The 6,404-nt window shown below is 39.0% G+C and carries 11 protein-coding genes; 10 read left to right on the top strand and 1 reads right to left on the bottom strand.

Annotation, left to right across the window (positions count from 1 at the left end):
* Positions 1-649 precede the first annotated feature (649 nt).
* The gene (locus BT797_RS21745) at positions 650-1,495 is read left to right on the top strand and encodes a CPBP family intramembrane glutamic endopeptidase (RefSeq protein ID WP_075473511.1); all 846 of its coding nucleotides are present in this window, start codon (positions 650-652) and stop codon (positions 1,493-1,495) included.
* 432 nt (positions 1,496-1,927) lie between these two features.
* Positions 1,928-2,386 carry a GNAT family N-acetyltransferase gene (locus tag BT797_RS21750; protein ID WP_075473512.1) on the top strand — a complete coding sequence of 153 codons (459 nt, stop codon included), beginning with the start codon at positions 1,928-1,930 and terminating at the stop codon, positions 2,384-2,386.
* A gap of 630 nt (positions 2,387-3,016) precedes the next feature.
* Here BT797_RS21750 and BT797_RS21760 read toward each other — a convergent pair.
* Complete coding sequence (locus BT797_RS21760) at positions 3,017-3,637, bottom strand: helix-turn-helix domain-containing protein (RefSeq protein WP_075473514.1); 621 nt, start codon at positions 3,635-3,637, stop codon at positions 3,017-3,019.
* 87 nt (positions 3,638-3,724) lie between these two features.
* On the opposite strand from BT797_RS21760, the gene BT797_RS21765 reads away from it, so the two are divergent.
* From BT797_RS21765 to BT797_RS21800, 8 genes are all read left to right on the top strand, one after another.
* Positions 3,725-3,928, top strand: a complete 204-nt coding sequence (locus BT797_RS21765; RefSeq protein WP_075473515.1) for a Rha family transcriptional regulator — start codon at positions 3,725-3,727, stop codon at positions 3,926-3,928.
* 197 nt (positions 3,929-4,125) lie between these two features.
* A complete protein-coding gene (locus BT797_RS21770) occupies positions 4,126-4,644 on the top strand; it encodes a phage regulatory CII family protein (RefSeq protein WP_075473516.1) in 519 nt (172 codons plus the stop codon).
* Positions 4,645-4,656: 12 nt separating this feature from the next.
* Positions 4,657-4,947 (top strand): hypothetical protein, encoded by a 291-nt coding sequence (locus tag BT797_RS21775; RefSeq protein ID WP_075473517.1) that lies wholly within the window; start codon positions 4,657-4,659, stop codon positions 4,945-4,947.
* Positions 4,948-4,956: 9 nt separating this feature from the next.
* Positions 4,957-5,247 (top strand): hypothetical protein, encoded by a 291-nt coding sequence (locus tag BT797_RS21780; RefSeq protein ID WP_075473518.1) that lies wholly within the window; start codon positions 4,957-4,959, stop codon positions 5,245-5,247.
* Positions 5,244-5,630, top strand: coding sequence for a hypothetical protein (locus tag BT797_RS21785; protein ID WP_075473519.1), 387 nt, complete (start codon positions 5,244-5,246; stop codon positions 5,628-5,630). Before BT797_RS21780 ends, BT797_RS21785 begins: the two co-directional genes overlap by 4 nt.
* A complete protein-coding gene (locus tag BT797_RS21790) occupies positions 5,627-5,854 on the top strand; it encodes a hypothetical protein (protein ID WP_075473520.1) in 228 nt (75 codons plus the stop codon). Before BT797_RS21785 ends, BT797_RS21790 begins: the two co-directional genes overlap by 4 nt.
* A gap of 17 nt (positions 5,855-5,871) precedes the next feature.
* On the top strand, positions 5,872-6,168 hold the full coding sequence (locus tag BT797_RS21795) for a hypothetical protein (protein ID WP_075473521.1): 297 nt from the start codon (positions 5,872-5,874) through the stop codon (positions 6,166-6,168).
* Positions 6,169-6,220: 52 nt separating this feature from the next.
* A partial coding sequence (locus tag BT797_RS21800) for a hypothetical protein (protein ID WP_139292010.1) occupies positions 6,221-6,404 on the top strand: 184 nt, incomplete at its 3' end.

The following is a 6,404-nucleotide window of genomic DNA, read 5'->3' on the forward strand; positions in this document are numbered from 1 at the left end:
AACGCATGTTATGTAAGATTTATGTAGAGTAATAACTTTAACGGTCAAGATAAGCTTTAAATGGTAACATTGAGAAGCTTAACGGTTTATACGCCGCATGTTATGTTGGATTGGACGTATTTTTAGGTAATGTAAGGCATAGCATTAATTGAGGGGGTCTATAGGGGACTTGGCGTTATTTAGGGAGTACTGATACAACAAATAGTTAGGTTATTACCTATTAATAAAACTCGCGAGTTATTCATCTCTGTTCTCAGCTAAACCATCACATTTCAATCTAATTATTTCCTAGAGTAATAACGTTAAGCCGTTTCTGCCATTTTTCGTTAAAGTAATTATTAATTCACAATATGTCTATTTCTGTTTGCCATATATTTAGTAATGCATGAATCATCATCGATTGGTTGTATATACAGGAGTAATTAGATTTAACCATTGCTGATTATACGGAGTCTATTTATATTGCCTAACAGTCCAATTTTGCGACATAACCCAGCCTATGGAGTATCTCCATCTATGATAGTGCTTCATAGGGGCAGCTATACCTGTTTTTTCTTTACTCCAGGTCTTGTGAAAACGATATTAATTCAGTATGTTGAGACCATTTGGATAAAAATCCAAAATCGAACTCTTTATTAAGGACAATTTCATGATTTTAGAATCAGCCATTTGGCTATGGCTGCCATTAATTTTCTCAATTGGGGCAGGTTTAGCACGGAAAAATGTGTTATCTTTGGTTGTACTTGGTGTGACTCTGTTAAGCGCGTTTGCATTGGGACGCATCGATCTTATTGCATTGCTCAGTACTTTCGTTATTCTTATTTTCTCATATTACCTTTCTTCATTGTTAACGACCAAACAACCGAAGCTGATTAATTATGCAGGTTTGGGGATTGTGGTTGCTTGGTGTGTGATGTTGTTTATGCACCTTATTCCGGGGTTCAACAATCTTCAGGTGTTAGACAATGTAAAAGCTGGTCCTGAAAGTTTGCCTTTTTCTATGTATCTAAATTTAGATAAGCCACTTACATTTTTTGCACTTCTTCTAGCTTACCCAATACTGCTCGGGGATAAGAAAAAATGGCAGTTAAAACCATTGCTTATAACGCTTCCTCTTTTACTTTCTCTCTTACCTATTGCAGCATACGTTGGGGCGATTAAGACAGAATTTGGCTTACCGTCTTGGTGGTGGTTGTTCGTACTTAATAACTTATTATTAACCTGTGTAGCTGAAGAAGCACTATTTCGAGGCTTTATTCAACAATCATTAAGTCGTCGTTTTGGCTGGCGCATTGGCTTAGCTGTCGCGAGTATACTATTCGGCTTAGTTCACTTTTCTGGTGGTACATTATTGGTGATATTCGCCACGTTGGCTGGTTTAGGCTATGGCTTGGTATTTCACTTTACTAACCGCTTATGGTGCGCTGTACTTGCTCATTTCCTCTTTAATTTCGTCCATCTTATCTTCTTTACTTATCCTGTTTTAGCAAGATAGTAGGGTGCATTTCTATGTATTCCCTATAAAACAAAAATACGATTTTTCAAATCGTATTTTTGTTTAGGCCCTGATATAGCCATATTTTCAGTAATGCGAAGCGTTCTTATTGATGCATAATTTCTAAGCCGTTTATATCCACGAACGAGTTAGCTAATAGGGCTAACTCAAAATTGCCCCAAAGTGGCTTAGAGCAGTTACTCATACTAGATATCCTCACATTAATTTGTCATATATCTATTTATATGGACCCAAGTAAATAGATTTCTTGTTTACGTTTTTATTTTATTTTATAGATTACAGATGTTTTTATATATCCGATTGTAATATAAGATAAATTTGATATTGTTAATGGTAATTAAATTAAATCAGGATTCACGTTATACGGAATTCCGTATAATAAACTGTTATGTGCTTTTACGGAATATGGATATGAGTACCTTTATCAAATACATCGAAGTCGATAATCTAGAGCATAGAGAAGCATTAGAGTTACTGTTCCAAGAATACTCGTCTGGAGTATCAGCAACCATTGATTCTACGATTGTGAATCAATTATTTGCTCTTCCGTACTTTCATGGTTTTTTATGTTTCACTGGAAATAAGCCATTAGGCTTTGCGGTATGTTTTGAGTCTTACTCAACATATCGAGCAAGAAAAGTTCTCAATATTCATGACTTCATGATCTCTAGCAACAGTCGAGGAAAAGGCTTAGGTAAATTATTACTCAAGGGCATTGAGGCTTATTGCCGAGAAAATGACTACCTCAAAATTACATTAGAAGTCGATGATGACAATCTTGTGGCAAAACAACTGTATGGGTCATGTGATTACGAAGACTATCAAGTTGCCCTAATGGGTTTAAATCATTGGCAAAAGTATCTTGTTTAGCACGCACATAACAAGCTAATGAACAAAGGACAAATAACAGTTGGTGCTTGATTGGCTGCTCATGTTAGCTTTACTGGTTCTTTTATTTATTAAGGTTTAATTGTGATACTACAGGATCTTATGCGAGTTTTTATTTTTATCAGTTTCCTTACGTTAGGCCTTTCTCTAACATTGGGCCCACTAATAATAAGTCAATACAAAAAAGAAAAGAGAACTATCTTGGGTCATGTTGATAATTTTCTAATTCTCTTTAGTGGTAAATCGCTCTTAACTCCTAAAGGTGTTTATATACAAAAAGTGGTGCGTAGCGTGTTTTATTTATCACTTTTTAGTGTTGTTGGAGCTTTTGTTTTGATTATATTGTTTGACATATAGTAAGTTATTTTTTACTTACTACTCTCGGAAAAGTTGGGGGATTCGCTGGCCTTGTTGATCAATTGTAGTGATGAATTTGGCCACTTTCTTCGACGTTTCCAATACAAAACCTTATCTGAATAACTACAAATGGAATAAGTGTTCTAACAAGGTTTTGTCCAGAATTGAGTTAGCTAGCCTAGCTAACTCAAAATTATACTACGTTAATTAGCAGGGTTATAATTCGTCTCTACATAGCTTGTTAACAGATCTCTTCTATTCTTTTTCCATTGCCAGCACTACACGCCCCAACACCACAATATCCGCTTCTGCAACTTCAACTGATGTATTGCCATAACTCATGGCTAATTTTTTACCTGGTAAACGCTGTAAATGATTAATGGAAATCGAACCGTCAATATCCAATAAATAGCGCCCTGAATTAGCTTTGGTTTCTGCCGTATTAATAAAAAGAAGTGTTCCGTCCAGATTAATAATACGAGTGTTATCTACTGTTAAGCCATAATTCTTCATTGCAACGAAGTCTAAACCGATTTGGCTCGAATTACTTAGCTCTCCGTTAGATATTGTTTCAATAGAGACCGTTCTTTTTGAATCAGTAGCTACTGTATTAAATGTATCACCTTCACTGAATGCTTCACCCTCATCTAATAAAAGCCACTTTAGGGACACCCCTGTAATCAAATGAGTTCTAATTGCGATCTCATATGGAGTCATATCACGAGTATGCCAAGTGAAGATTGTTGACTTTGGTATGTCAAATGCGACCGCCATCTCGTCATATGTCTTACATTTAGTGACTACTTTTAGTTTCTCGGTCACACTTTTTCCACCTTTATAACTAAAAGGAGGTGAAAATATTTGATTGCTGCTCATTTTAATTGTACCATTCAATTGGGTCACTGCTCATATGCGTAGTTATGAGCTCTAATGCCATTAAATACAACCAACAAGGATACCATTATGTCGTCAATTACAATACATCTCGACGTGCCTTACTGCACAAAAAAGAAATATGCCGCCGCAACTGGGCAATCAATAAGCACTATTGATCATGCTGTTACGAGTGGAAAGCTGCCTATCATGCCAAAAGAAAGCAGAAACGAGGCCGTACTAATCAACCTTGTTGCCTTGTTCAAAAAAGCCGATGCACAAAAATTTGCATAATAAAACCAATAGCCAATCAGAGATCACTATAAACGCCCATCAACAGGGCTTTATAGAGGTTTCGGCAGGTGTATTTATCGAACCAAGCGTGAATAAACGCAAGCATCGTTTCTCTTTAATCGTTAAAACAGAAGCGATCATATTCATTTGCGTACTTGGATTGTTACTTAATCATTGCATATAAGGAGATTTTCGCAATGTATGAGTCAAATGAGAGTAAACAGAGCCCAATAGAGTCTGCATGTGTCCGGTTTGCAGACATAGAAAACTTAGAGCAGATTGCCAACGAGTGCGGTATGCGTGGGCAAATACTACGCAACAAACTCAACCCCAATCAGCCACATCAATTAACCGTTAGCGAGTTAATTAAAATCACCACCGCAACCGATAATCACGACATTATCAACAGCGCAATACTCGAAGTCGGACTAACCGCTGTTCGTCTACCCAAACAAGGCGAGTCAAAACCACTCACGCTCAGCGCCATGAGCGTGACCAGCCATGCCGGTGAAATAAACCGACACATCTTAGAAGCCGAATCTGATCGCCGGCTAACCCGATTTAAAAAAGACCAAATAATCAAAAAGGCACAAGACGCGGTACGTGAACTGGTCTTTCTTATGTCAGACGTTGAAAACCGCTGCGGTGGTGCAGGGCCGTTCGTGTCCATGTGTACAGATGCCGTCATCGGTGGATTGCCATTACCAGGTATGTAAGAGGGAATTGTTATGGGACAAGCACAACTCGTACAAACACAGCACCAAGACACCGCGGCTCAAGCCATCGCTCAAGTCCGCGACATGTTTAACCATAATCGTGTCGCTGTTATCTACAACAAACAAGGTGACGAGATAAAGCGCGTTATCTGTTTTGCTGCAGGAATGGAAGAGCGTGACATGAAATTTACGTTTCAAAAATTTAATCAAATTCAAAGAGCCGCGATCCACTGCGTCATAAAACGTTTAGCACCGGTAATCAATGAAATGGCTGGTTACTCATTAACTGAATTTAACAAGTAAGGGAATACCATGATTAAAGCAAATCCAACAATGAACGATGTGATCAACGAACTCATGTTTATTGCCATCGCCAAACCTGAAAAATTGAGCGTGTCTGTTCGCTATATTGGCCATGCCGATGCACTCGAAGTAATTGCCGTTGATAAAGCCTACTTTAGCGGCATACAAACCCCGAATACCTGGTCAGCGCACAAGCTAATGGATAAAACCATTTACCTCGATGGCTTAACTGCATTTAGACAAGTCACTTCTACGTATAAGGAACTAAGCAACTTGATAAAAAATGAGGTAGCGGCATGAAACGTATTTTAGCCCCCGTCGAAAATGTGCGCACAGCGCTGCACTCGCTTGGTATCGATGCAGACAAAGCCGATTGGATCATCGATTTGTTTGAATGCGTTGATGCCGGTCGTAGCGATGCACTTGCAATGCCTTGTTTTCATTTCAACCTTTACGCAACGCTCAAGCAAGAAGAGGTATTGATTACTGTATTTGCCTTTTGGCAAAGCGTCGTAGCTTGTTCAGATTCAGGCTCTACCCAAGAGCAACTAGCCTTAGGCGCTATTCGTTCTGTGTACTTTATGGCACAAGGCTTCGGCTTAACCAAGTTAGTCGCCTGTATAGAGTTGTGGTGGGAGAAGACACTCGATATTCACAATACAACTATCTGGATGGTCGCATGATGTATTTAGCAATAGAGCTTTGCCCAAGTGGCGGCATGCGTGAACACCCTAAAACACACGAACTGCGCACCGTTGAAATAGGCGAATGTGAAACCAAGCAAGATGCAATCGATAACGCTTGTCAGCAGCTTAATTGCCGTCAGCTTTTCCGTGGCGTAATCGGACGACCAAAAGGCCAGGGCGGTTATGTTGTATTAAATGCGCATGAATATGCTGAAGTATAAATAAAGGATATTTAACCATGATTATTAGACATGAAATTAACGAACAAGAAATGATTGATATGTTTGACCTATTCGCCAGTTCAATTATTGACGGTTACCCATGCGAAGAGCTCACCAAATATTTGCATGAAGCAGTACGAGAGTTAGCTGTTGACCAAACTGCAGATATTTCAAAAGGTAGCTTTACTTGCCTGCTAAAAGACTTCATTAGCTGTTTTAGTTTTGATGGCGAGAATGGCCGTTATCATTTCAGGTTTGAAGATGTGGAGTTTTACGGCAATACCAAGGTTATAAAAACGGAGGCAGCGCTATGAGTCATTGTCCTAGTAAAGCTTATCCTAATGTTGTTGGCGAGCTATCGTTTTAATGGTTGGTGTAAATCATGCCCAGTCATTACCTGGCCGTAGCACCATTATTGAAATGATTGAAAGCGCGGAGGACTGCAGCTGTAAGCCAGTCAGAATGCCCGCGCTAGGCAAAGAATTCCCACAACCTGAAATGTCGCTAATCGAAAATGCGATGTTCCAGGCTAACCCCGATCTCGAAGACC

This window comes from Moritella viscosa (assembly GCF_900120065.1).
Classification (GTDB): Bacteria; Pseudomonadota; Gammaproteobacteria; order Enterobacterales; family Moritellaceae; genus Moritella; species Moritella viscosa.

Bases quoted from the DNA above. Each gene is read 5' to 3' on its own strand.
- BT797_RS21745 (WP_075473511.1), top strand. From the start codon at position 650: ATGATTTTAGAATCAGCCATTTGGCTATGGCTGCCATTAATTTTCTCA.
- BT797_RS21750 (WP_075473512.1), top strand. From the start codon at position 1,928: ATGAGTACCTTTATCAAATACATCGAAGTCGATAATCTAGAGCATAGA.
- BT797_RS21760 (WP_075473514.1), bottom strand. From the start codon at position 3,637: ATGAGCAGCAATCAAATATTTTCACCTCCTTTTAGTTATAAAGGTGGA.
- BT797_RS21765 (WP_075473515.1), top strand. From the start codon at position 3,725: ATGTCGTCAATTACAATACATCTCGACGTGCCTTACTGCACAAAAAAG.
- BT797_RS21770 (WP_075473516.1), top strand. From the start codon at position 4,126: ATGTATGAGTCAAATGAGAGTAAACAGAGCCCAATAGAGTCTGCATGT.
- BT797_RS21775 (WP_075473517.1), top strand. From the start codon at position 4,657: ATGGGACAAGCACAACTCGTACAAACACAGCACCAAGACACCGCGGCT.
- BT797_RS21780 (WP_075473518.1), top strand. From the start codon at position 4,957: ATGATTAAAGCAAATCCAACAATGAACGATGTGATCAACGAACTCATG.
- BT797_RS21785 (WP_075473519.1), top strand. From the start codon at position 5,244: ATGAAACGTATTTTAGCCCCCGTCGAAAATGTGCGCACAGCGCTGCAC.
- BT797_RS21790 (WP_075473520.1), top strand. From the start codon at position 5,627: ATGATGTATTTAGCAATAGAGCTTTGCCCAAGTGGCGGCATGCGTGAA.
- BT797_RS21795 (WP_075473521.1), top strand. From the start codon at position 5,872: ATGATTATTAGACATGAAATTAACGAACAAGAAATGATTGATATGTTT.